General features: G+C 50.0%; 20 protein-coding genes and 8 pseudogenes. 15 read left to right on the top strand and 13 right to left on the bottom strand.

Annotated elements, in window-relative coordinates; translation table 11 throughout:
• Positions 1–115: 115 nt before the first annotated feature.
• A pseudogene (locus tag ABDK09_05845) lies at positions 116–1,019 on the bottom strand (LysR family transcriptional regulator).
• Between the two features lie 186 nt (positions 1,020–1,205).
• Here ABDK09_05845 and uraH point away from each other — a divergent pair.
• The 3 genes from uraH (at position 1,206) to ABDK09_05830 (ending at position 2,352) form a co-directional block, all read left to right on the top strand.
• Positions 1,206–1,613 (top strand): hydroxyisourate hydrolase, encoded by a 408-nt coding sequence (gene uraH, locus ABDK09_05840; protein XAW87702.1) that lies wholly within the window; start codon positions 1,206–1,208, stop codon positions 1,611–1,613.
• 123 nt (positions 1,614–1,736) lie between these two features.
• Positions 1,737–2,087, top strand: coding sequence for a hypothetical protein (locus tag ABDK09_05835; GenBank protein ID XAW87701.1), 351 nt, complete (start codon positions 1,737–1,739; stop codon positions 2,085–2,087).
• A gap of 130 nt (positions 2,088–2,217) precedes the next feature.
• Positions 2,218–2,352, top strand: a complete 135-nt coding sequence (locus tag ABDK09_05830; GenBank protein XAW87700.1) for a hypothetical protein — start codon at positions 2,218–2,220, stop codon at positions 2,350–2,352.
• A gap of 130 nt (positions 2,353–2,482) precedes the next feature.
• Here the strand turns inward: ABDK09_05830 and ABDK09_05825 are convergent, their stop codons facing one another.
• The 4 genes and pseudogenes from ABDK09_05825 to ABDK09_05810 all read right to left on the bottom strand — a co-directional run bounded on the left by ABDK09_05825 (position 2,483) and on the right by ABDK09_05810 (position 5,792).
• Positions 2,483–3,094 (bottom strand): glutaredoxin domain-containing protein, encoded by a 612-nt coding sequence (locus tag ABDK09_05825; protein ID XAW87699.1) that lies wholly within the window; start codon positions 3,092–3,094, stop codon positions 2,483–2,485.
• A 464-nt stretch (positions 3,095–3,558) separates the two neighbouring features.
• Entirely contained in the window at positions 3,559–3,759 is a 201-nt protein-coding gene (locus ABDK09_05820; GenBank protein ID XAW87698.1) for a hypothetical protein, read from the bottom strand.
• Positions 3,760–4,179: 420 nt separating this feature from the next.
• Positions 4,180–5,170: pseudogene (locus ABDK09_05815) on the bottom strand (porin).
• Positions 5,171–5,366: 196 nt separating this feature from the next.
• Positions 5,367–5,792, bottom strand: coding sequence for an organic hydroperoxide resistance protein (locus ABDK09_05810; protein XAW87697.1), 426 nt, complete (start codon positions 5,790–5,792; stop codon positions 5,367–5,369).
• Positions 5,793–5,909: 117 nt separating this feature from the next.
• Here ABDK09_05810 and ABDK09_05805 point away from each other — a divergent pair, with 117 nt between their 5' ends.
• Together ABDK09_05805 and ABDK09_05800 are read left to right on the top strand one after the other, a co-directional pair.
• A complete protein-coding gene (locus ABDK09_05805) occupies positions 5,910–6,380 on the top strand; it encodes a MarR family transcriptional regulator (protein XAW87696.1) in 471 nt (156 codons plus the stop codon).
• 105 nt (positions 6,381–6,485) lie between these two features.
• Positions 6,486–7,101 (top strand): annotated as a pseudogene (locus tag ABDK09_05800) (fumarylacetoacetate hydrolase family protein).
• A 129-nt stretch (positions 7,102–7,230) separates the two neighbouring features.
• On the opposite strand, the gene ABDK09_05795 reads toward ABDK09_05800, so the two are convergent.
• The 3 genes and pseudogenes from ABDK09_05795 to ABDK09_05785 all read right to left on the bottom strand — a co-directional run bounded on the left by ABDK09_05795 (position 7,231) and on the right by ABDK09_05785 (position 9,245).
• Positions 7,231–7,551, bottom strand: a complete 321-nt coding sequence (locus ABDK09_05795; protein XAW87695.1) for an AzlD domain-containing protein — start codon at positions 7,549–7,551, stop codon at positions 7,231–7,233.
• Between the two features lie 13 nt (positions 7,552–7,564).
• The gene (locus tag ABDK09_05790) at positions 7,565–8,287 is read right to left on the bottom strand and encodes an AzlC family ABC transporter permease (protein ID XAW87694.1); all 723 of its coding nucleotides are present in this window, start codon (positions 8,285–8,287) and stop codon (positions 7,565–7,567) included.
• A 120-nt stretch (positions 8,288–8,407) separates the two neighbouring features.
• Positions 8,408–9,245, bottom strand: a pseudogene (locus ABDK09_05785) (AraC family transcriptional regulator).
• A gap of 189 nt (positions 9,246–9,434) precedes the next feature.
• Here ABDK09_05785 and ABDK09_05780 point away from each other — a divergent pair.
• Positions 9,435–10,067: a LysE family translocator gene (locus ABDK09_05780; GenBank protein XAW87693.1), complete on the top strand. Its 633-nt coding sequence runs from the start codon at positions 9,435–9,437 to the stop codon at positions 10,065–10,067.
• 75 nt (positions 10,068–10,142) lie between these two features.
• Here the strand turns inward: ABDK09_05780 and ABDK09_05775 are convergent, their stop codons facing one another.
• Entirely contained in the window at positions 10,143–10,724 is a 582-nt protein-coding gene (locus ABDK09_05775) for a TetR/AcrR family transcriptional regulator (GenBank protein ID XAW87692.1), read from the bottom strand.
• A gap of 163 nt (positions 10,725–10,887) precedes the next feature.
• Here ABDK09_05775 and ABDK09_05770 point away from each other — a divergent pair, with 163 nt between their 5' ends.
• On the top strand, positions 10,888–11,931 hold the full coding sequence (locus ABDK09_05770) for an alkene reductase (protein ID XAW87691.1): 1,044 nt from the start codon (positions 10,888–10,890) through the stop codon (positions 11,929–11,931).
• 77 nt (positions 11,932–12,008) lie between these two features.
• Here the strand turns inward: ABDK09_05770 and ABDK09_05765 are convergent, their stop codons facing one another.
• The gene (locus ABDK09_05765) at positions 12,009–13,388 is read right to left on the bottom strand and encodes an IS4 family transposase (GenBank protein ID XAW87690.1); all 1,380 of its coding nucleotides are present in this window, start codon (positions 13,386–13,388) and stop codon (positions 12,009–12,011) included.
• A gap of 134 nt (positions 13,389–13,522) precedes the next feature.
• Positions 13,523–15,230 (bottom strand): annotated as a pseudogene (locus ABDK09_05760) (phospho-sugar mutase).
• A gap of 322 nt (positions 15,231–15,552) precedes the next feature.
• On the opposite strand from ABDK09_05760, the pseudogene coxB reads away from it, so the two are divergent.
• The 4 genes and pseudogenes from coxB to ABDK09_05740 all read left to right on the top strand — a co-directional run bounded on the left by coxB (position 15,553) and on the right by ABDK09_05740 (position 19,858).
• Positions 15,553–16,723, top strand: a pseudogene (gene coxB / locus ABDK09_05755) (cytochrome c oxidase subunit II).
• Positions 16,720–18,369, top strand: coding sequence for a cytochrome c oxidase subunit I (gene ctaD, locus ABDK09_05750; protein ID XAW87689.1), 1,650 nt, complete (start codon positions 16,720–16,722; stop codon positions 18,367–18,369). Before coxB ends, ctaD begins: the two are co-directional and overlap by 4 nt.
• A 24-nt stretch (positions 18,370–18,393) precedes the next feature.
• Positions 18,394–18,981 (top strand): annotated as a pseudogene (locus ABDK09_05745) (cytochrome c oxidase assembly protein).
• Positions 18,974–19,858: a cytochrome c oxidase subunit 3 gene (locus tag ABDK09_05740; GenBank protein ID XAW87688.1), complete on the top strand. Its 885-nt coding sequence runs from the start codon at positions 18,974–18,976 to the stop codon at positions 19,856–19,858. Before ABDK09_05745 ends, ABDK09_05740 begins: the two are co-directional and overlap by 8 nt.
• A gap of 42 nt (positions 19,859–19,900) precedes the next feature.
• Here the strand turns inward: ABDK09_05740 and ABDK09_05735 are convergent, their stop codons facing one another.
• Positions 19,901–20,128: a DUF2909 domain-containing protein gene (locus tag ABDK09_05735; GenBank protein ID XAW87687.1), complete on the bottom strand. Its 228-nt coding sequence runs from the start codon at positions 20,126–20,128 to the stop codon at positions 19,901–19,903.
• A gap of 40 nt (positions 20,129–20,168) precedes the next feature.
• On the opposite strand from ABDK09_05735, the gene ABDK09_05730 reads away from it, so the two are divergent.
• From ABDK09_05730 to ABDK09_05720, 3 genes are all read left to right on the top strand, one after another.
• Positions 20,169–20,888 carry an SURF1 family protein gene (locus ABDK09_05730; GenBank protein XAW87686.1) on the top strand — a complete coding sequence of 240 codons (720 nt, stop codon included), beginning with the start codon at positions 20,169–20,171 and terminating at the stop codon, positions 20,886–20,888.
• 117 nt (positions 20,889–21,005) lie between these two features.
• Positions 21,006–21,557 (top strand): hypothetical protein, encoded by a 552-nt coding sequence (locus ABDK09_05725; protein XAW87685.1) that lies wholly within the window; start codon positions 21,006–21,008, stop codon positions 21,555–21,557.
• Between the two features lie 18 nt (positions 21,558–21,575).
• Positions 21,576–22,649 carry a COX15/CtaA family protein gene (locus ABDK09_05720; protein XAW87684.1) on the top strand — a complete coding sequence of 358 codons (1,074 nt, stop codon included), beginning with the start codon at positions 21,576–21,578 and terminating at the stop codon, positions 22,647–22,649.
• Positions 22,650–22,737: 88 nt separating this feature from the next.
• Here ABDK09_05720 and ABDK09_05715 read toward each other — a convergent pair.
• Positions 22,738–23,801 (bottom strand): annotated as a pseudogene (locus ABDK09_05715) (MBL fold metallo-hydrolase).
• A 253-nt stretch (positions 23,802–24,054) separates the two neighbouring features.
• On the opposite strand from ABDK09_05715, the gene ABDK09_05710 reads away from it, so the two are divergent.
• Positions 24,055–24,699, top strand: a complete 645-nt coding sequence (locus ABDK09_05710) for a TetR/AcrR family transcriptional regulator (GenBank protein XAW87683.1) — start codon at positions 24,055–24,057, stop codon at positions 24,697–24,699.
• Positions 24,700–24,841 lie beyond the last annotated feature (142 nt).

Genomic DNA, 24,841 nt, shown 5'->3' with positions numbered 1-24,841 from the left:
TATCACAATTTTCCACTATCTGCGTTGTTCTGTGCAGATGCGTAATATTAGTTATCGAAAATCAATGTGTTAGTTGGTACTAACTGGTTGGGTGTTTTTTGTCCGCTTTGCGACATCATCCAAAACTTAGCGTTTTGTCTTGTGACTGAGCCAGTTTCTGCTTGAGGAAATTAAGAAACAACTGGGTACGCGTGTGCTGATAATCCAGTTTCGGGTAGTAGGCATAGACCGTGGCCTGATCGATGGTGATGTCCGGCAAAATACGCACCAATGATCCCTGTCTGAGTTCTTCTTTCAGCATGACATGGTTGGAGACCACAATACCCATGCCACATTTGCCGGCATAAAATAGGGCTTCAGGATTGGTCGTGGCAAAATTACCCGATACCGTGATGCGTTGGTTATTACTGGTTTTCATCTCGCGTCGCGTCTGCTCACCCCAGCACAATACATTGTGGTCATTAAGATCTTGCAGCCGGGTTGGCATGCCGTGGCGCTGCAGATATTGCGGAGAGGCGTAAAAGCCGGCGTGATGCTCAAACAGGGCTGTCGCTTTAAAGCTGAGGGAATTGAGCTGTTCGATTTCACGGCTGATGAACAGATCAAGATGCAGTTCAGGTAACTGGCCTGGCGTTGTGGTCGTCAGCTGGATACGGATATCGGGATAAAGATGAAGAAACTCGTCGACATACTGCATCAGGAATTTGGAACCTACCGCCAAAGTGGCACCGATTTTCAGTAGTCCGGCCGGGCTTTGGTTGAGTGAGCGGGTTTCATCGACGACTGATTGCCAGCTTTCCAGTTGTGATTTCGCGCGCTGATAAAATAGAGCCCCGGCTTCGGTTTGCGTCACAGAAACGGGTCGTGCGTTTGAGCAACTGAACACCGATCCGCTCCTCGAGCCAATGGATACGCTTGCTGACGGCTGAGCTGGTGGTATTGAGTTTGCGTGCCGCGCCGTTAAAGCTGCCTTCTTCGACCACGCGGGTATAAGTGGTAACACTTTGCAGCCAATCCATAGAATACTCCTGTAGGGTGATGGGCATCCGGCAAAGCCGGGTTAATACAGACGGCCAACACTATAAACGCTTTTATCGAGGAATAAACTCTTACCTGTGCGGTAAAAATTTATCGTAGCGTGAAATATTTATCGCAGTCTCAAGGTCTTGTGATGGGCATATTCATTACAACAGAGGTGACCAAAGATGGTTAAGCAAAAAACGATGAGCCGGTTTATTCAACGCAGCGTATTGACGGCGGCTTTACTGACCAGTGTTCCGGCTTTGGCGGATGTGAGCGTGCATGTGCTGGATACCAATCAGGGTTTACCCGGGCAAGGTGTGGATGTCCGCTTCTATCAGCAATTGAACGGCGAATGGCAGTTATTATCCGAGCAAACCACCAACGCTCAGGGTCGAATCAACAGTTTTGCGTTAGGCGACAGTGAGCATTACCGGGTGGTTTTTGATGTTGCCCCCTTCTTTAAGCAGCAACATATCGACAGCTTCTACAGCGAGATCCCGGTTGATTTTAATGTCACCGATAAAACGGCACATTATCACATTCCACTGTTACTCAGCCCTTATGCGTATTCGACTTATCGGGGGAATTGAGTTTTCTTCGGTTGCCTCACCTGATGTGGTATGAGGGACGATTTTGACTGATGCCGCGTAATGCTGGTGCAGTTTGCGCACCTTATCGTTATACTTCAGCGCTGCAATTAAAGAGGAATCGACATGCAACAGAATGAGTTTGAAGCGCTGGTAAAAGAACTATGTGCGAAAGAATCACTGCCACAAGCGCTCGAATTGCTGAAGCAATCGGATGACGCGGATATCGCGGAAGCGGCACAGTCTCTGAGTGGACAGTTTGCGCTGGCTGATATTGAAGGTGAACAACGTATCTATCATGTGTCTGTGCAGACCGATGAACAGGGCGTAGAGCAGGAATACGTTGAACACATCATGAACGAAGGTGAAGATGTGATTAAGTTTGTAGCCTGGTTCTTTGATGCGCTGTTTGATGTCAAAGTGAAGGACACTTATCAGGCGGCCGGCAAGACCTATAAACAGCCTAAACGCAGCTGATTTGTTGTGTAATTACTACGCTTTGTTTTTAAATTACTTAAAAGTGTGATGCGTATCTTGCTTTATCCCGGTTTGATGCTATATTAACTTCAATATGTAGTTAAATTACATCTTGGTGTGGGAGAGAATCATGGGTAATGATTTAGGTGCACTGTACATGAGTCAAGTAATTGGTCAGCAGCTGATGCATGCAGAGCTGTACGGTAAAAGTAAGCCGAAGAAAAAGTCTTTCATTAAAACATTGTGGAAGAAAATCAGCCGCTAACGCGAGCCATCGATATTATCGAAGCCCTGGTTGCCACAACCGGGGCTTTTCGTTTTTATCTGGGATTGAAACGATGGAATTGAAATTAAGGAATTGAAACATAGGGTTGAAACCCTAGCTCAACGTTGTGTTACTCACTACTGGCCTGGCTTGAGAAGTGGATAATATTGTTGCTGTCTGTATGGCTTTTGAGCCAATGTTCAAGTGCATCACAACCGCCAATATAGTCACCGTTCAGCCAGATTTGCGGTACAGTGACCGGGGTTTTATGACCGATATGTGCTTTGACCTCCGGGATCATGCGATACAGTGCGGCACTCTCTTTCACCACATCATGATACTGATAGTGAATACCGGCGCTATCGAGCAGTTTCTTGGCTTTTTGACAGTATGGGCAGTTGTGTTTCCCAAAGAGAATATTGCCCTGTAACCTGTCTCGTTTGGCCCATTCGCTGATCACGGCCTGAATAAACGCTCCCCGGTTGAGGGCCTCTCCCTGGCTGACGACCCGATTTTCCACCATCACAATAGGCGCGTGCCATGCGCCAAAGCGCAGTGGCTGCCACCAGTTGCTGAGCCAGTCTTTGACTTCCAGATCGACCGGTACATCAAGTAGTTCATTGCGTAAACTATCTTCCAGGATATCTTTGCTTAATGTGCATTCACCACAGGGTATTTTGACTTTAAACGGGCCAAACAGCCCTGCCCATCGATAAAGTGTCACCTTAATTGGCTTGGTCATCCTCATTCCTCTGAATCCTGATGTGAGTCCGATTAATCATCAGCATAAGCATTCGCTGTAAGCTGCGCAATCGGGTGAGTTAAAGGTTAAGACAGAGATTTGGGCCTTTTTCTTTCAGTTTATTTTCAGCACAGGATTGGCTGACAGAGATATGTTGCCGCAACACGACTCGCTGGCGGTGCTGAACGGGATTTATATTATGCAACTGGTTTTGCATTGGTCTGATCTGCGCCACATTTGTCGATGTCATTTGTGTTTCGGGAGGCGTAGATTTTGAAAATATTGATGCCGCTCAAATAACGAGCAAGCTAAAGCGACTAGTATCCATTCGATGTCAGAGACACGACACGCAAAAAAAACCTCCCAGAGGGAGGTAAAGAACATGAAGTGATCAGTGATTTCTGCCATATCACTGAAAAGAAGCACAAACGCTGCCTGCATTTGTAATTATAACAATGCATTCTCTATGCCAACTCAATAATGCTAATAAAATCAGTGGCTTGTTTTTTTTCTTCGCTGCGGCGGAACCAGTACCGCTGCTTGGTTTTAGGGCATGAGATTAAGTTTGGTGCAAAAAAAAGACCTCCCAAAGGGAGGTCAAAGAACATGAAGTGATCAGTGATTTCTGCCTTACCACTGAAAAGAAGCACAAACGCTGCCTGCATTTGTACTCTTGATAATGCATGTAGTGTGCCATGTTTTAATTTTAAGTAATATCAACTATTTAGAACATTTCTCAACACAAGTGTACACAGATTAGTGCTTTGTCTTTGGGCAAGGGGCTGAATTTGGTGCAAAAAAAGACCTCCCAGAGGGAGGTCAAAGAACATGAAGTGACCAGTGATTTCTGCCTTATCACTGAAAAGAAGCACAAACGCTGCCTGCATTTGTACTAATTACCTTGCATTCCTCATGCCAAATCTATAAATCCAATAATATCAGTGAATTAGATAGACTAAACTACCAGTTAGCCCATATTTACCGTAATGACGGCACTGTTGCGGCTCACTGTGCACCCACAAAGTGCAAAAAAGGCCAAGCGAAGCTTGGCCAAAGGACAGTATCCCAGAAGATTAAGGGAGAGATTAGAAGTCGTAGCGCAGACCCAGGCGAAACTGTGTCGTTTACGTCGTAACCAGTGTCTTCTTCATCCAGGTTGTTTAGCATGTAAGACAGGTAACCACGGAAGTTTTTGTTGAAGTCGTAGCGACCAGTCAGTTCGAAGAAGTCAGCCGTGTCTTCATCAACACCGTTGGTCTCTTCAGTTTGTTTCTGGTACGCCGCAATCATGCGGAATTCTTTAGTCAGTTTGTACTGAGCAACCAGCTCTACGCCATCAAATTCCTGGTTCGCATCGTCGTCCAGATCACCTGTGGTGTAAGTTGCTGCTAGGTACAGTTGGTCAATGGTGTAGCCCAGACCTGCGATAACTTGGTCAGCAGAACCGTTACCTTCACCATTGTCATTGAATGAGTAGCCCAGACCGATATCCAGACCAAATGGCGTGTTGTAGATTGCAGAGATACCAAAGCCATCAGTATCTTTTTCTTCGCCGGCAATGTAGCTTGCTTTCAGGCTGACTGCGTCGAACTCGTAGCCATAAGCAATCGTGTTGTTGATTTGCTCGTTACCTGAGTTGATGAACGCTTTTTGGTCACCAGTAAAGGTAGCGATATCTGACATGTCAGAGATTTGTACGCCAGCGCTGTTCTGACGGCCGAATGATACTGCACCGAAGTTACCTTTCAGGCCCACGTACATGTAACGTTGATCGAAATCGCTGGTGCCACTTTTATCGCCTGAAGATTCGACTTTCTGTTCTGCTTCCCAAACCGCAAAGCCTTTCAGCTCGTTAGCGAGTTCCGTTTCGCCTTTCACGTTCAGACGCATACGGCTTTTGTTTTCCATTGTGCCTTCGATTTCCTGACCGTTGGTTGAACCGTTGAAGTCACCACGGAACTCCATACGACCGCCAACTTTCAGTTCGGTACCATCGGCTTTGTAAACGGTTGCTGCCATTGCTGAACCTGATGCCAGGGCTGCGAAAACGGCGATTGCCACTGCTGCTTGTTTCATTGTTATTACCTTATTCATAGTTAACGAGCTTCGGTGCTCTTTCGTTTGGATGTGAGTAAGGTAGGATTTTTAAATGACGGTTTGATTTCTGGTTTGTGACGTTTAGGTTTTGTTTTTATTGAAGAAAAATGAATAAAGCCGCCAGGTGGCGACTTTTTGTGCAATTTTTCTCCCAATTAGGTAATCTTGCTCCCAATTAGGCAATTTTTACCCCGTTGGCAGTGACGCCGACGGCAATGTTGCCGCGGGTTGCATTGGAGTAAGGGCAAATCTGGTGTGATTTCGTTACCAGTTCGACTGCCTGTTGCTCCGGTAGTTCCAATGTTGCCGCTAAATTTACCGTTAAAGCGAAACCGCCGTTCTCGTTCTGAACAATACCGACTTCCGCGCTGACCGGGGCCGATTTGAGGCTGATTTTGGCTTCTCTTGCGACGTGTAAAATCGCGTTGGAAAAACAGGCTGCATAACCTGCGGCAAATAATTGCTCCGGATTGGTTGCAGATCCAGTGCCGCCCATCTCTTTCGGGTAGCTTAAATCCAGGGTCAGTAATCCGTCATCAGTACTGACTTTGCCGTTACGACCAGCTGATGCGGTGGCTTTGGTTGTGTATAGAGCACTCATGTTGCTTCTCCTCGTAGGGTAATTTAAGTTGTGTGCAATTTAATTGTAAGCAATATTAGATCGATCTTTGCTCATAAGGCAAGTATATTGTGCGCAATTTAATTGTGAGTGATAAAAATGAGTGATTGCCGTTCCTCTCAAACTGATTTCCCTGCCAGTAGTGACGAGATGTTGTTGCTGGATAATCAGCTCTGTTTCCCTCTGTATAGCGCGGCTAATGCGGTAGTGAGGGCTTACCGACCACTGCTCGACGCCCTGGATCTGACTTATGTTCAGTATCTGGTGATGATGGTGCTATGGCAGCAAAATGGGATCAGCGTAAAAACGCTGGGTGAAAAACTTTATCTTGATTCAGGGACCTTAACGCCGCTGCTTAAACGCCTGGAAGGGAAAGGTTTACTGGAGCGTCGTCGCAGCGCGACTGATGAACGGGCGCGTGAATTATGCCTGACCGAAAAAGGACAAAGCCTGCGTGAGCAGGCACTGACAGTGCCTGCCGCGATGATGTGCAAATTTGACCTGGAGGTTGAAGAACTGGTCCAGCTCAAGCAGTTATGTGAAAAAATCATCGGCAAGGTTGCGAATTAAGAGTGGGCGGCAGATCTTAATTTTGACATCGCATCGACAGAATTTGATGGGAGTGGTTGCAGGATCCGGTACACTTTTCCTTTCACCATAGTTCAAGGAAGAGAGATGAATTCGGTTCGTGTTGATGAGAGGCTGGTCTGTCCGTCAAAAGTGGTTTGTGTCGGGCGTAATTATGTTGAGCATGTGAAAGAACTCAACAACGTCATTCCGGACCAGATGGTGGTGTTTAATAAGCCCAACAGCAGTATTTCCAGCACTCTGCATGCGTTTCATCAGGAACCTCTCCATTATGAAACGGAGATCTGTTTTGTGGTCGAAAATGGCCGCTTTAGCGCTGTCGGTCTGGGGCTGGATCTGACTAAACGTGAGCTTCAGTCACAGCTGAAAGGTAAACAGTTGCCGTGGGAAAGGGCCAAAGCCTTTGATGGTTCTGCGGTTTCTGAGTCGGTTTATCTCTTTGCAAGGCCTGGACATCGGACAACTCTCACTGGAGCTGTATATTAACTGCGTGCGAGTTCAGTGCGGTGGTGTGAGTCAGATGATGTTCAAACCCGACGTGATTCTGGATGACCTGCAATCCTACACCACGTTAGCCGATGGAGACATCGTGATGACGGGCACGCCGTCCGGAGTTGGGGTGGTGCATAAAGATGACCTGTTTCTGGCGCGCCTGAAATGCGCTGATACAACCTTGATGGAAATTGAATGGGTTGCTGAGTAACTGCGTAGCAACAGAGCAGAACAACTGCTATGTCAGTGAATAGCAGTAGAAGATGTCAGTGTTGATTGAAACCACCGCTTTGCGGTGGTTTTTTGTTTGTCGCTGGCTCTGATTGGCTTTCGCTGCTGGCTAAGCGGCAAAGACCACCAGATTAAGCAGCAGAAAGACAACCATACTCAGTACGGTGGTGAGCAGAACATTTTTCGTTTTCCAGGCCAGCAGGACAGCCAGTGCCGCCGCCCACAGATAAGGATTGTTCTGGCCTAGCCACAGTGTGTGCTCATGAGTAAAAACGATAGGAGCCCAAATTGCAGTCAGAACCGCCGGGCCCGAGTAGCTGAGCAGACGCTGCAGACGCGGACTGAGGCGCAGCGGCAGCCTGGGTTCGAGAAAAACGTAGCGACTGACAAACACCAAAGCCGTCATGGCGAGGATTGAAAGCAGGATCATGCGCGGCCTCCCATTAGTTGTTTCGTGGTAAAAGTTGTTCAGTGGCAAAACCGGCCAGCATGGCCCCGATACTGGCAATCATCAGGCTGCCTTCAATCTGCAATACATTCAGGGTTACCGACAGCACCAAGGCCACTATCACAGACACCAGAACCGGCACACTTTTGATATTAGGTACCACAATCGCGATAAAAGTGGCGGCGACCGCAAACTCCAGACCGAGATCAGTCAGCGCCGGGATGTAACTGCCGGCAACGATACCTGCCAGCGTGGCCAGATTCCAGCACAGATAGAAGCTCAGACCTGCGCCGAGTGCATACCAGCGATTAAATTGCTGTTCATTTTGTTGTCCGCACAAAGCAAATAACTCGTCGGTGAGCAAAAAGCCGAGAATTAAGCGCCATCGGGTCGGTAACGGACTGATTTTGCTGCGCATTGAAATGCTATACAGCAAGTGACGTGAGGTGATAAACAGGGTGGTGATCAGCATGGTCAGCAGACCTGCGCCCGCTTTAAACATGCCGGTAGCCACCAATTGCGCCGAACCTGCAAACAAAATCGCTGACAGGGCCTGGCTTTCGAGCGGATTGAGGCCGGCATCAATGGCGAACGAACCGGCCAACAGGCCCCAGGGCAACACCGCCACACTGAGCGGAAGCATGGCAACAGTGCCCTGCCAGAACAGGCGGGCGTGTGAAGGATTGGGGCTGGCATGTGACAAAACGGAACTACTCATAAATCATCCTGATTGTGAAGGCGACATTATACTGATTTGGCTGCGTAATGCAGCGTAACAGGTGGTGTTTACTGATCTCAGTTAGCCATATGGAACAGAGAAAAACTTGGATGAAATTGCTCAGCTTTGCAAATACTGGCGCGGGGTGATGCCCATGGCACGTTTAAAATGGCGGTGCAGATGACTTTGGTCGTGAAAACCACACTGCTGAGCGGTATCGGCAATCGAGTGACCAGCACGCAGCAGGGTTTTGGCGTAGCGTAAACGCGACTGAATCTGATAAGCGTGTGGTGGCAGGCCAAACATTTTCTGAAATGCCCGGACTAAATGAAACGCGCTGATACCAGCCAACTGGGCTAATGCATCCAAGGATACATCGGCTTGCGGAAAGTCATCCAGAAATTCTTTGACCACTTTAAGCTGTTGCTGCAGTTTGCCCGTATCACGCGCCTTAGGTGCGTGTTTACCATGCCGGGTCATCAGTTTTACCAAGCTGGCGTAGATCAGCGTTTCGCGCAACAGGCGGTTTCTCTGAGTGCTGCAGAGTATCAAACACCAGACGAAACTGATTAGCGAGGTCGGCATCGTTGACCACGGCACTGGGGAAATAGGGTGAGCCGTATCGGTTGGCGCCCATTTCACGGGCTATGGTGGCAAACTGTTCTGGCAGAGGGTACATCGCCCGATAAGCCCAGCCACCTTCCACGGCTGAATGGCCGGTGTGTACTTCGTCGGCGTTAACCAGAATAATGCTGTCCTGCGGAGCAACGTGTTCTCCGCCGGTGCGATAAAACCGCTGCGCCCCACGCTCAATGACGCCCACCGTGAACCCTTCGTGACTGTGCCGGGAGAAATTCTGCTTATGATATTCAGCATCAAGCAGTTCGATACTGCCCAACTCATCTGCTCTCTGAAAGCGGGCGCTTTCTTTACTGCGTTCGTCGTGTGGCTTATTCATCGTGGCCTCGTAATGACAGGATTCACCAGTCTACTGCATCACCGGACAGAATTTTTGTACAAAATTGCTCTTAATGGTTCATATGAAACTATTGTCTTTATAAATTAAATTTATCAGTTAATGGTGTTGTTTTTATGTTTATCATTAATATAAGATCCGCCGCCTTTTAATTTTGACAACATGATAACTATGATTGATTCGACTGTGCTGCCGGTGTATCTGACCGCTGTGATTGCGCTGTTACTTCTGCCCGGGCCTGATATGCTGCTGATTGCCAGTTCCAGCCTCAGCTATGGAAAAAAAGTCGGTGTGTTTGCCAGCCTGGGTAATGCCACCTCAGGCATTATTCTGACTTTGCTGGCTGCGTTAGGCGTGTCGGCACTGATTGCCGTCAGCCCGTTAGCGTTAAGCGTACTGCATCTGTTAGGGGGAGCGTATTTGCTTAAACTGGGTGTGGATTGTCTTAGAGCCCGGGCCGAACAGGCTCCGCAACTGGACGATAAACATCAGCTGGCGACCACGTTCTATCAGCGAGCCTTGGTCAGTAACCTGCTCAATCCTAAGGCGTTGCTGTTTTTTGTGATGTTTTTACCCCAGTTTGTATCGTCCAACATTGCTGCCAGTTCAGCCCAGCAGATGCTGAGTCTTGGCCTGCTGCTTAATTGTCTGGGATTAGCATTTAATCTGCTGCTGGTTGCTGCCGTCGGGATGTTTGGTCGTCCGCTGCTGGACAGTCGCCGTTTTCGCACTTATCAGCATAAAGTGATGGGTGTTATCTTTTTGCTGCTGGCGGGCTGGATGCTGAGTGACGGCTTGCTTTAAACCAATGAGATCCATACGCCACGGATAATCCGGCACAGGATGTGCCTTGGCAATACGAATATTTTAGTGGTTAATTTACTGGATTTTGATGGTTGCCAGCAGCTGTTCAGCCATCTTACACAGCAATTCTTTTTTCGGTTTAGCGTGCGCAAAGGTGCGCAATCCATAGATTCCCATCACCAGATAATCAGCCAGAAAATCGCAATCCGATTCCGGACTGATCTCGCCCCGCTGACGAGCGACTTGCAATTGATCGCGCAGACCCAGTTTCCAGATATTGAGCGTGTCACGAATGACGGATTCCACTTCATCATCCTGCTGTGATAACTCACTTTGCGCTTTTTGCAGCAGACAATCTTTGACCGTGTCCTGGGCACACTCGTCGATGACCATACAGAAATAGCTTTTCAAACCGTCCATGACACTTGGCTGAGCGGCAAAAATAGCGTTGAATTCTGCTTCGCGTTCACTGGCGTATTGTTCAAGAGCGGCGAGCAGTAAGCCACGTTTATTTTCGAAAGCGCAATAAATCGACCCCGGATGCAGTCCGGTGGCTTTTTTTAGATCTTGCATGCTGGTTTTATTAAAGCCCTTCGACATAAATTCATACATCGCAGAACGTAATACCTGCTCTCGGTTAAATTCGGCTACGCGCACAACGTCTCTCAGCTGGGGTGGATAGGCTGATTCTACTCTGAATTTGTCAGGCTGACAAAGTATCTTGAACGGTCATTCAAAATATATCTTGAATGATCATTCAAATTTGATCTAGCATAGTGGCACGCAAGTAAAGTAAGCATTCAAATAGCAGGACAGTTCCATGACCGATTTATTGTTTCAACCTTATGTTCTCAATGAGCAGATCACTTTAAGCAACCGCATTGTGATGGCGCCGCTGACACGTTGTATGGCCGCAGCCGGTCTGGTACCAACTGACGAAATGGCAGCCTATTACGCGCGCCGCGCTGACGCTGGTTTGATTATTTCTGAAGCTACCATTATTCGCCCGGATGGTCAGGGCTATCCGGATACCCCGGGACTATTCAGCGATGAGCAGATCGCAGGATGGACTAAAGTGACTCAGGCGGTGCATGATCGTGGCGGAAAAATTTTCGCCCAGCTATGGCACACCGGCCGTGTGGCTCATCCTGAGTTTTTTGGTGGTGGTGAGGTGATTGGCCCGTCTGCGCTTGCGTTTGACGGCACTGTCCCGCGTCGTCGTGATCTGACTTATGTGGTACCGAAAGCCGCCAGTAAAGAAGAGATTGAGCAACTGATCGAAGATTATGTGACCGCAGCGGAAAACGCGATTGTGGCGGGTTTTGACGGTGTGGAAATTCACGGTGCTAACGGCTATTTGCTTGATCAGTTCCTGCACTTTGATACCAACCAGCGTGAGGATGAATTTGGTCAGACGCCGGAGAATATGGCGCGTTTCCCTCTGGCGGTTATTGATGCCATCATCGCTCGTATCGGCGGTGAGCGTACTGGTCTGCGTTTGTCGCCGGGTGCGTATGCCCATATCAGCCCGGATGCCCGTGACCGTGCTGTGTTCGATTACCTGCTGGCTGAGCTTGGCAAGCGTGAACTGGCTTATCTGCATGAAGGCATGTTTGACGACAGCATGGAGTTTGATTATCTGGATGGCAAAGTCTCTGCGTATATGCGCAAACACTATTCAGGTACGCTGATGGCATCTGGCGGCTTTACGGCACAAAGCAGTGCACAAGCGATAGAACAGGGCAAGTTCGAGTTAGTGGCGATTGGTCGTCCGTTTATTGCTAATCCGAACTATGTTGAACTGGTTCGTGATGCCCAGCCGCTGCAAGAGTACGATGCCAGCATGCTGGATGTTTTGGTATAACCGGTGCCTGGTCTAATACCAGATACCCGATACCAAGAGCAAAGCCCTGCCTATCTGGCCTGTCTCTTGATCACATCTCATAGGTCAAGAGACTTGGCTAACAGATAACCTTCAAGGATGGTTTGTAATAAGAACCATCCTTCCCATAACCGCTCCCAGCCCACACGACCATTACGTTTCGAGTCATACCATCCCGCGAGCTTGCCGAGATTGATGTATGCCCAGTACACACTTGGTGCTCTTTTAGGGGGGCGCGTCTTTTCCTGTTTTGACCAAAGTAGCTTCCAAGCAACCGGACTCAAGAGCGTTTCACAACTCTGTTTTTCCGCTTCTTTTTTGTTCAGACCAAGATAACGCAGTTGATGAACACGAACGGCTATGAACGCTAGGATGACGACCATCTTTTCTAAATTCTCTTTATTTTGCATACGGAGCTCCTCAACCTGTGTTCCTCCGCTTTTCCAGGCTTTGTGGAACTCCTCAATCAACCAGCGTTTTTCATAGTAATCCAAGATACGCTTAGCATCCTCTTTACTCAACACTGGCTCTGACGTGAGAATATGCCAGCAAAGGGCCTGCTCGTGATTCGTTTCCTGACAGCCCACATAGTACAATGAGACGGGTTCACCTCGTTTGTTTGCTGGCATTTTGATGGTGATTGGGGCATATCGAACTTCGCAGATAGCCTCTCGAGCTTTACGTCCTCCTCGTTGCTTAACCTGAACTTTTCTTTCATCTGCGGGCTGTAAGGCATCACTAAATGAGTACAGCTTGTCTGTACTCTCTTCGATGCACCGGCTTTGCATCGATCGGACGACAAAGCGTTGTCGGTTGGTCATTTTATAGGTCAGGTATTCAATGATGTCGGCTTCTCTGTCACAGACGGAGATAACCTTGTCTATCACTGAGCCGAGACGTTTTTCCATGGCTCTCGACGCACGTTCCCATTTAAAGCTTTCCTTCTCTTCATAGGCTCGGTTACCTCGCTGAGCTTTCTTTCCATATAAGCTCATGTCCCTTATCCAGCGCTCCTGCTCAATCAACCCCACAACCTGCTTCTCCTCGGGAGCAAACAGCAACACGGAGTGAGCATGCATGCCTTTGGCGCTTTTCCTAGAGGTGGTATATCCCATTTCATCCCTGACGGTTCGATGGGTAAAGTCCAGTGAGGTTGTATCTTCCAAAGCCAGTAGACAGTCATAAGATTGAGCCAGTTCGGCCGTTGCGGCAAAGCCTGCTTCTGCAATCGATTGAGAGTCAATAGCGTGATTGCGGGTAAAACGGTAAGCGGCTTCAATGTCAGAAGGAGATTTTAAAGATTGCACAATAGACTGCCCTACGTGATTAGCAAGAGATGCGGTGAGTTTAACTAAACGTTTGGTTCGTCTAAGATCTCCGAGATTAGCTTGTGAAAAAGTCTCAGTCGCCCATTGCTCTGCATCTGTTAAAAACACCATACTTTACCTCAACACTTTGTTTTTTGTTGAGATCATAAAAATCGACAAAAATTCAAAAAAAAATCCCTCAACTTTCATCGAGGGATTTGTGTAGGAAAGACAGGCCTATCTGGCAGGGCTTTGTCGTTAAGGGCTCAGCTCAGGCTGTGCTGATGTTCACTCATTAGCAGCGAGAGCTGTTCATCGGCCCGCTCCTGAGCACTGGCATAGCTCTCGTTGTGAGAGAAGCTGCCAATCACCTCGTAGTAACATTTCAGTTTCGGTTCTGTACCGGAAGGTCTGACGATGACGCGCGCGCCTCCTTCGAGATGATAAATCAGCACGTCACTGGCTGGCAGGTCGATCTTTTCTGTGATGCCATCAGCCAGATAGCGTATTGACGACTTCAGATCGTCCATCTCAGTCACCACCCGGCCGGCAATCTCGTGCGGAGGCTCGGCACGTAGTCTGTCACCGACGGCTGGCTGAGTTGGATCGAGCGCGATACTGCACTGAGCGGTGACGTACAGGCCGTGCTGGCGATAGATGGCTTCGAGCTGATCCCAGATGGTTTTGCCCTCACTGTAAAGCTCGGCGGCAAGCTGGGCAAATCCCACCAGTGCTGACAGGCCGTCTTTGTCCCACACGGTTTGTCCCAGGGTATAACCCAGCGCTTCTTCATAAGCAAACAGGAACTGATGCTGCGGGCTTTGCTGCTGCATCGCGACATTGGTCAGCCATTTGAAACCGGTCAGGGTCTGGTAATATTGTGCGCCATGCGCCGCTGCAATTTTGCCCAGCAGGCTGGAGGAGACGATGGTATTACCGACCAACTGCTTGCTGGCATCAGTATGGGTGAGCAGGTATTCGGCGAACAGCGTCCCGACCTGATCGCCGGTCAGCATCTGATACTCGCCATCGCTGCGGCGTACTGCGACGGCAAAGCGGTCGGCATCAGGATCGTTGGCGCAGGCCAGTTCGGCCTCGATAGAATCGGCCAGGGCGATCACCATATCCATCGCACCGGCTTCTTCAGGGTTGGGGAAGTTGACGGTCGGGAAGCGGCCGTCCGGCTCACGTTGCTCCGCGACGCTCAGAACATTTTTAAATCCGGCATCACGCAACAGGCTTTCTGCCATGTCCGCGCCAACGCCGTGCATGGCGGTATAGGCCAGGGTAATACTTTGCGGATTCGTATGATTGTTGAGTAACTTACTGCTTTCCAGAGTGCGGCGATAGGTCTGGTAGTAGGCATCATCTAACCACTCCAGAAGGCCGACCTGATGGGCATCATCCAGTGCCATCAACGGGACGGCACGGGTTGCAGCCAGCTCTATTTCAGCGGCGATACCACCATCATGAGGCGGTATGATTTGCGCGCCATTCTCCCAGTAAACCTTAAAGCCATTATACTCTGGCGGGTTATGACTGGCAGTAACGACCACGGCAGCGGCAGCTTTGAAATGTTTGACCCCGAATGCAACGACAGGCGTCGGCGCGACTTTATGGGTCAGATACACTTTGACGCCAAGGGCAGTCAGCACCGCAGCGGTATCATGGGCAAATTGCTCTGAATCAGGGCGTCCGTCGTAACCGACGACCACACCACGCATCTTGGCATTATCGACTTGTTTGATGAGGTATTCACCCAGTCCGGTGGCGGTTTCCTGAATCACCAGACGATTCATCCGGTTTGGTCCGCAACCGACTTTGCCGCGCAGGCCAGCTGTACCGAATTCGAGGCGCGCTTGAAAGCGAGATGCCAGCTCCTCTGTGGCCTGAGTATCAATCAGGCGTTGCAGTTTCTTCGCGCGTTTTCGGGTCGGGGTCTTTTGCTAACCATTGCGTGACTTGTTGCATCATGGCGATCACCTTGTTGAATGTATTGTAGGTTTTAGTCTAAGTGATATTGATTCTCGGTTATGAGGGCGCAATCGCTAAACCGACTGCAAGCGTATGGAACAGCCGCCTGTCAGTATGGTCATCCTAACCTATAGCAATCTTAGGACAAATTTTCAGTTACTTATCCGACCGCAAGACTTTCCGTGCGACGTGCTTGAACAAAATTGAAACACTTACTAGCCTTTAGTTAACATAAATATAACAAATCGTGTTGAGTTCGATGTTCACACGGAGTGGATCCTGAAACGCGCAGTTTACCCTGGCTTAGCGAAGGAGAGATCTCTTGAGAAGGTTCGTGACCAACCTGTGGCTGCTGACTGATGTATTGCTGATTAGTTTTGCTGCTCCTGCTATTTCTGCTGAACATTCGCTGAATATGACACAAGGTGTAACCGAGATCAGTGGCAAGGTTTACCATTTGCACATGCTGATTTTTTATATCTGTGTCGCCATCGCTTTGGTGGTGTTTGGCGCTATGTTCTATGCCATTTTTAAACACCGTAAATCCAAAGGCGCAGTCGCGGCTGATTTCCATGAAAGTACTAAAGTCGAAATTATTTGGACCGTCATTCCTGTACTTATCCTGATTGGCATGGCGATTCCTGCCTCCACCACGCTTATCGCGATGGAAGATACCTCACAGTCGGATCTGACCATTAAAGTGACCGGCTCCCAATGGAAGTGGCATTACAGTTATTTCGATCAGGATGTCGAGTTCTACAGCCTGTTAGCCACTTCTCAGCAGCAGATCGAGGGCAATGAAGAGAAAGGCGCGCATTATTTGTTGGAAGTGGATCAGCCGCTGGTGCTGCCCATCAACCGCAAAGTGCGCTTTCTGCTCACCTCAGATGATGTGATTCATTCCTGGTGGGTACCTGACTTTGCCGTCAAAAAAGACACCATCCCCGGATTTATCAATGAAGCCTGGACCCGGATCGATAAGCCTGGTGTTTACCGTGGTCAGTGTGCGGAAACTGTGCGGGCGCGCCCATGGTTTTATGCCCATTGTGGTGCATGCCATGACGGAACAGAACTACGAAGCGTGGCTGGCGGACAAAAAAGTGCAGATTGCTGCTGCCCGGGCGGAGGCGCAGCAAGCGTTACAGAGCTCCGTATCACTGGAAGAGTCGATGGTTCTGGGCGAAAAAATTTATCTTGAGCGCTGTTCAGTGTGCCACCAACCGACCGGTATGGGGTTTCCCGGTGCTTTCCCGGCCATTAAAGGCAGCCCGATTGCGACAGGCCCGCTGGAACAGCATCTTGGTGTTGTGGTAAACGGTCGTTCCGGCACGGCAATGCAGGCCTTTGGTAACCAACTCAGCGATAAGGAACTGGCAGCGGTGATTACCTATCAGCGTAATGCCTGGGGTAATAATACCGGAGATACGGTTCAGGCATCGGATATCAACGCGTTTAAAACTCAGGGACAAGCCACTGGCGAGGAGGCGCAATGAAACCGTCGACCGAACAGCACGCAAAATCGGCACCGGCTGCCGATGCAGATATGACACGTGCTAACAGCACGGCGGTGCTGGATGATCATGATCATGATCATCACGCGGCTCCCTCAGGGCTGGCGCGCTGGATTTATTCAACCAATCATAAAGACATCGGCACGCTTTATCTATGGTTCAGCTTTATCATGTTCCTGACCGGCGGCGCGATGGCGATGGTGATCCGGGCAGAATTATTTCAGCCCGGTCTGCAGCTAGTCGAGCCCGAATTCTTTAATCAGATGACCACAGTCCATGGTCTGATTATGGTGTTCGGTGCGGTGATGCCTGCCTTCACCGGTCTCGCCAACTGGATGATCCCGCTGATGATCGGCGCACCGGACATGGCGCTGCCACGCATGAATAACCTCAGTTTCTGGATTTTGCCATTTGCATTTTTAATCCTGCTTGCTTCGTTATTTACTGAGGGCGGAGGCCCCAATTTTGGCTGGACTTTCTATGCGCCGCTTTCGACTACCTACGGGCCGGACAGCACGGCACTGTTTGTATTTTCGGTGCATATTATGGGCATCAGCTCCATTATGGGCGCGATCAACGTCATTGTGACCATAGTCAATATGCGGGCACCGGGCATGACCTGGTTCAAACTGCCGATGTTTGTCTGGACCTGGCTGATCACTGCGTTTCTGCTGATTGCTGTGATGCCGGTGCTGGCGGGAGCGGTGACCATGGTGCTGACCGACAAATACTTCGGAACCAGCTTCTTCGATGCGGCTGGTGGCGGCGACCCGGTGATGTTCCAGCACATTTTCTGGTTCTTTGGCCATCCTGAAGTGTACATTATGATTTTACCGTCATTTGGTATAATTTCGGCGATAATCCCCGCATTTAGCGGCAAGAAGCTCTTTGGTTATCATTCAATGGTCTATGCGACCAGCAGTATTGCACTGCTGTCATTTCTGGTCTGGGCCCACCATATGTTCACCACCGGGATGCCGGTTTTCGCCGAGCTGTTCTTTATGTACTGCACCATGCTGATTGCAGTGCCGACCGGGGTCAAAGTATTCAACTGGGTGGCGACCATGTGGCATGGCTCGCTCACGTTTGAAACGCCAATGCTGTTTGCCATTGCCTTTATTGTGCTGTTTACCATCGGCGGCTTCTCAGGACTGATGCTGGCGATTGTTCCGGCTGACTTCCAGTACCATGATACCTATTTTGTCGTGGCACACTTTCATTACGTCTTGGTCTCGGGCGCGGTATTTTCGATTATGGCGGCGGCTTATTACTGGTTGCCGAAGTGGACCGGACACATGTATGACGAGCGCCTGAGCCGCTGGCACTTCTGGTGCTCGGTGATTTCGGTCAACGTGCTGTTTTTCCCTATGCACTTTCTGGGTCTGGCCGGCATGCCGCGCCGGATTCCTGATTACGCGATTCAGTTTGCTGATGTGAATCAGATCGTTTCTATCGGTGGGTTTGCATTTGGTTTGTCGCAACTGATCTTTTTGTGGCTGGTGATCAAGTGCGTTCGTGGTGGTAAGGCCGCTGAGGCAAAACCGTGGCAACGGGCAGAAGGCCTGGAATGGACAGTTCCGAGTCCGGCACCACATCATACCTTTACCACCCCGCCTAAAGTGGATTAAGGGAACAGAGTATGAACGCGCCTTGTTTCTGAGACCCGCAATCGTAAGCTGACCTTCAAACTATTGCTGGCGGTGTGTCTGATGTTCGGGTTCGGGTTTGCTCTGGTGCCGTTGTACGACATTATGTGCGAGCAACTGGGCATCAACGGTAAAACCAGCAATCAGGCCAGTGTGCAGCCACAGGGGATGCAGATTGACATGTCACGCACCGTACGGGTTGAGTTTATGGCTCACATCACTCAGGGCATGCCCTGGACATTTGGTCCGCAGGTTACTCATATGGATGTGCATCCGGGTGAAGTAATACAGACCGCCTATCATGCCCACAATGTATCGGGATCTGTGATAGTGGGGCAGGCCGTGCCCTCGGTATCGCCGGGACTGGGGGCGGGTTATTTTAATAAAATCGAGTGTTTTTGTTTCAATCAGCAGCCGCTGGCAGCACAAGGTGAGGCCGAGATGGCGCTGATTTTTTACATTGAACCGGACTTACCAGCGTCGATTCACACCCTGACTCTGTCTTATACCCTGTACAACATTACGGCTAAAGCGGATCCACAATCACTGGCCCGCTTGGGACAAGCGGTGACTCAAGGAGCAAATCATGAGTAATAAAAGCCCTGCTTATTATGTTCCGGCCCAGAGCCACTGGCCGATTGTGGGGGCCGTCGCCCTGTTTTTGCTCGCGGTCGGAGCGGGTATCACGGTGCAGCATGCCGGTAGTGACAGCGCCGGAGGCGTGGTTGGTAAAATCATTCTGTTTGGCGGCTTTTTTGTGTTGCTGTTTATGCTGGCCGGCTGGTTTCGTAGTGTGATCATGGAGTCGATGTCCGGGCTCTACTCGGCGCAGATAGCGCGCTCTTTTCGTCAGGGAATGAGCTGGTTCATTTTTTCGGAAGTGATGTTTTTTGGTGCCTTTTTTGGTGCGCTTTTCTACGCCCGTATGGTCGCAGTCCCCTGGTTGGGCGGAGCCAGTAATAATGCGATGACCCATGAAGTCTTGTGGCCTGGTTTCGAGGCCATCTGGCCATTACTGAGCACACCTGATGGCACAACCACTCAGGCAATGCCGTGGCAGGGTATCCCGCTGAAAAATACCATTATTCTGCTGGCGTCATCGGTCACGTTACATATGGCCCATCTCAGTCTGGAGCGTAACCGGCGCATGGCCTTGATCGTATGGCTGGAAATTACCATAGTGCTGGCCGGCTTTTTCCTCTACTTCCAGGGGGTTGAGTATGCCCATGCCTATCATGAGATGGGGCTCACTCTGCAATCCGGCGTGTACGGTAACACCTTCTTTCTACTGACCGGTTTTCATGGCATGCACGTCTGTCTGGGCACACTGTTTCTCATTGTTCTGCTCGGTCGTATTGCCAAGGATCATTTTACGCCCAGAGACCATTTTGCTTTTCAGGCCGGGAGCTGGTACTGGCACTTTGTGGATGTGGTGTGGCTGTGTCTGTTTGTCTTTGTTTACGTGCTTTAAAACGGCGGGCCGCAGAAAAAAGAGGACCGGTTCCGGAGTACGTCAGTACGGGCTGGTATTAGGATGCAGCCAGCCACTTAGCAAAGCGAAGATCAGCAGCAGAACCACACAGGCGGACAGGATCAGGCGCCGCCCGAGATAGTGACTCATCGGGCGTTGGTTCTCTCTCTCATCTGATTCTCTGACCATGTGGATCAAGGCTCGTGCGAGATTAACAATGATGAACAGCAAGAGTAAGACCAGAACGATTTTCACAGCCAGTGGCAGCATGGTGCCTCCTTTGCGCGGGCGGGGGAAAATGTGGTTGGGGATGGCATTAACTGTGGCTGTATTTATCTTGTTGGTCAAATTGGGACTTTGGCAGTGGACGCGTGGCGAGGAAAAGCAGCTGTTGGAATCGCGCCTGGCCGGCTATCAGCAGATGGCACCGGTGAGTCTTAAACAGGCGCTGGCAACGTATGCCCCGGAGCAGATGACCGGTGTGAAGGTAAAAGTCACTTTCCAACCTGATACCACCCGCACCTTTTTACTCGACAACCAGACGATGGACGGACAGGTTGGCTATCTGGCCTATCAGTTGGGACGCACGGCAGATGGTGATTGGCTGCTGGTCGAACGTGGTTTTGTTGCCGCCGGATTGCAGCGCAGTATGCTGCCGCAAGTTGAATGGCTGCAACAAGTGCAGAGTTTAACCGGCCGGCTGTACACCCGCTCACTTAATCCGCTCAGTTCGCAGCTGCTCATCGAGGCGGGTAATCCGCACCGGATTCAGAATCTCAATCTGACTGAATTGTCGCGCTGGCTTGGAGAAACCGGTTGTTCCGGCGGTACTGCAACCTCAGCAGTCAGGCTGGCCCTATGCTCAGCCCTGGCAACCTCTGGCGATGGGTTCGCGCAAGCATTTTGGCTATGCACTGCAGTGGTTCACTATGGCGACCGTACTGGCACTGATTTCACTGCTGCTGTTGAAAAAGTATCGGCGGCGAGCCCGCGATATGCGTTTGTCGTGTGCGGACAAGACAAAACATAGTCCGGATCGAAAGCATCAGCCCAAATCGCCAAACTCGCAGTGAGCCGGTGCGGGCCGGATTTGAGGCTGCTGAGCCAAACGAAACCAAATGAAACCAAACGAAGCAAGGAGGCAACTATGCAAGCAAAAACGCAAGCAAAAACCAAAGGTCGCGTGATTCTTATCGCCATCGTGCTGTTTTTTGCGCTGCCGGCGTTGGTTGCCAAAGCGGTGCTCTCCAACCACTGGTATCAGAGCGGTATCACCAATAAAGGCACTTTAATTGAACCGCGTGTCACACTGAGCCAGCTTGGGATAAACAATCCCTTGCAGCACAGTCGCTGGCAGATGGCTTATCTGGTTCCCGATAAATGTGATGATGTTTGCCGCCAGCAACTTCATCTGCTGACCCAAAGCCATACCGCATTAGGTAAAGAGCAAGGGCGGGTCAGTCCGGTACTCTTGCTCAGTGCCGTCAGCGATTTAAATGCCATTCGGGACCTGACTTTGCCCCGAATAACAGTCAATCAACGTTTTATGCAGACGGTTGGTGCTGTGCAAATGGTGATCATTGACCCGCTTGGTCAGTTAGTCATGGGCTATACCGCACCAGCGGAGCAGCAGGCAGCGCTGAGTCGTAATATGCTGGCTGATATGCGTAAGCTGCTTAAGTTATCCCGCGTGGGTTAAACAGGACAGGGGGAGGCTATGCTGACTCATCCAACAGACAAACACAGGTTATCAGCCATCACTCACCGCCAAGCAGTCCGTGCAACGGTTTTGCTCTCTCTGGTGCGTTTCAGTCTGCTACTGACTCTGATGGTGATTATTCTCGGGGCCTATACCCGCTTATCCGATGCCGGGCTCGGTTGCCCGGACTGGCCCGGATGCTACGGTCACTTTACGGTTCCCCTGTCAGATCATGCCCTGAAGAAGGCTGAGTTTCTCTACCCGCACCTGGAGGTGGAGCCGGCGAAAGCTTGGGCTGAAATGATCCACCGCTACTTTGCCGCAACGCTGGGTCTGGTGGTGTTTGCCATTACAACCCTGTGTATCCGTTATCGGCCGGTGGCGATCGGACTGCCGATTCTGATTGCTGCCATCGTTATTTTCCAGGCGGTGCTCGGCATGTGGACGGTGACACTCAAGCTGCTGCCTTTGGTGGTCATGGGGCATTTGTTGGGAGGATTGAGCCTGTTGTGTGCCTTGTTCCTGCTTTACTGGCAATTATCACCGGGTTCGAATTCTCAGCCGATGCGGGCGCAAAGTGGAACGCTGCGTGCTCTGGCTGGTGCTGCACTGGTGGTGGTGGTGGGGCAGATTATGCTGGGAGGATGGACGTCTTCCAATTATGCCGCGTTGATGTGCAGCAGTTTACCGATATGCGAAGGTAACTGGACTCAGCATCTGGATTTCAAAACGGCCTTTACGCCGATTCACTATGGTCATGACAGCTATGAGTTTGGCGTGCTGGATTATGGACCGCGGCTGACGATTCATGTCGCTCACCGATTTGGAGCCATACTGACTATCCTGGTCGTCGCTATACTGGTGATGAAACTGCGGGCAGCAGAGGAAAATAAACTGGCCGGTCATGTGCTGGGCATCCTGATGCTACAAGTGCTGCTCGGCATGGCCAATGTCGTGATGAGTTTACCGCTTTGGGCGGCAGTGTTACATAACCTGTGCGCGGCATGTTTACTGCTGGCGGTGGTAAAGTGCAATTATCGACTCTGGGCATCATCGCCCTACCGGACTGCTCTGACCCGGATGTCACCCTAATCCATCGAGTATAAAAGGAAAGTCGTGTTTCCTCCCTCTGTCTGCCGTGGATACTGGTCAGTCGTGAGTACTAGGTCAGTTGTGGGTATTAGGTCGCATCATAAGCCTGTTGTGGCGCGACATCGGCGACAGGTGTGGTTACGCTACTGCGCCACCATTTTTCCAGTGGTTTAGGCTCGGACAGCACCATGCGCTCGCCTATCATGGGCGTCGTGACCTGAACGTTCAGGTTGTGCGCCAGTGCGGCAACCTGTTCCAGCGGTTCGTACCAGCGGTGCAGGGACAAATCAAATGTGCTGTTATGAATCGGCAGCATTACTTTACCGCGTAAATCGATATGCGCTTGCAGGCTTTGGTCGGGGAACATGTGAACTTCCGACCACAGAGAAAACTGTACGCACCGGTTTCAACCAGAGTTAAATCAAACGGGCCGAAACGCTCGCCGATCTGTTTAAAGCCGCTGAAATAGCCGGAATCCCCGCTGAAAAATAGCGATTTCTGCGCGCCTTTCATCACCCAGCTGCCCCATAACGTGCTGTTTCGATCATTAAGTCCGCGACCGGAAAAATGCTGGGTCGGGGTAAAGGCAAATTCAATGGAGCCCAGTTTCGCGCTTTGCCACCAGGAAAACTCGTGAATTTTTTCTGCCGGTAACCCCCATTTGATCAGCAGTTTGCCCAGTTCAAGTGGTACCAGGAAACAGCCGACTTTATCAGCCAGAACTTTTACCGCGGCTTTATCGAGATGATCATAGTGGTCGTGACTGATCAGTACCACATCAATCGCCGGTAAGTCCTGCAGGGCAATCGGCGGTTGATGGAAACGTTTGGGGCCCATCCACTGCACCGGTGATGCCCGGTCACTGAACACAGGATCGGTCAGGATCCACTGGCCGTCCAGTCTGACTAATACGGTTGAATGGCCAAGGCGATAAACCACATCCTCGTTTTCTTCATCAAGCTGCTCAGCAGAGATCTCCTGAACAGGCATTGGCTTTTTTGGGGTAGTCTCCTCACGCTCGGAAGTCAGATAGGCCCAAGAGATCGAGAGAAAATCACGCAGTGTGTTTTTATTGACGACTTCGCTGTTGGCAAATTTGCCGTTGCGCATCGGAAGCTCTTGGGAAGTTTCGTATGTAGATTCGATATTCATAGGCGTCCTTCTTGTTGTCGCAATCACACAATGGGTTCAGGCATAGTGTTCACTAAAAAAATGAAACGTTTGTGACGATTGCAATAAGGTTTTAAGTAAACTAGTCGGTGTAGTTTACATATCTCAACCTAAAAAGTAAACTACCTAGTGTAATAAAGTAAACCGGGTAGTTTAATAAAGTACACCGAGAAGTTTAGTAAAGTACACTGCATAGTGTAACTAACTCGGTTAGTGTATTATTGAGAAAACGATCATGAACACCCAGGTAATTGAAATGAACCAGGTAGTCGAAATGAAAAAGACCCGTAGTGAATTGAAGCGCGAAGCGATACTTCAAGCCGCAATGGACGCTTTTCGCGAATTTGGTGCGCAGAACACCAGCATGGACAAAATCGCCGCGATGGCGCAGGTGTCCAAGCGTACCGTCTACAATCACTTTGCTTCAAAAGAGGCGCTGGTGATGACCTTACTGGCCAATCTGTGGCAGGCGACGGCTAATCTTATCGATTCAGACCAACTTGCGTCACTGCCGTTGCAGCAACAGTTAGAGCAGTTGCTGCTGAGTGAAATTGATATTCTGAGTTCGGGTGAATACCTTGACTTGGCGCGTGTGGTGCTGGGTCACTATCTGTACCGACCACAAGAGCTGGCTCAGCAGTCAGAGCAAATGGCCAGTAAGGAAACTCAGCTCGCACGCTGGCTGAAACATCAGGCGGACAAAGGGCAGCTCAATATTACTGACGTTGAGTTTACCAATGTGCAGTTGCACAGCCTGATTAAAGGTGGTTGTTTCTGGCCGCAACTGATGGGGTTGAAACCAGTGCTGAATGTTGATGAAAAACAAAAGCTTGCATTAGAAACGAGTCGGTTTTTTCTCAGCTATTACACCTGTAAATAAATAATTACACCTAATGTAAAGTGTAAATAATTTACATATATTGCTTTTGGTAAAAAATAATGCTTGCTCTTGCTGGGCGAAGTGGATAAGTTACGAGGGTAGCAAGTCGACACTGCTCTGGGAGAGACTATTTCCGTTCGAA

The organism is Vibrio sp. CDRSL-10 TSBA, assembly GCA_039696685.1.
Taxonomy (GTDB): domain Bacteria; phylum Pseudomonadota; class Gammaproteobacteria; order Enterobacterales; family Vibrionaceae; genus Vibrio.
This window is presented reverse-complemented; position numbering and strand designations above follow the sequence as displayed.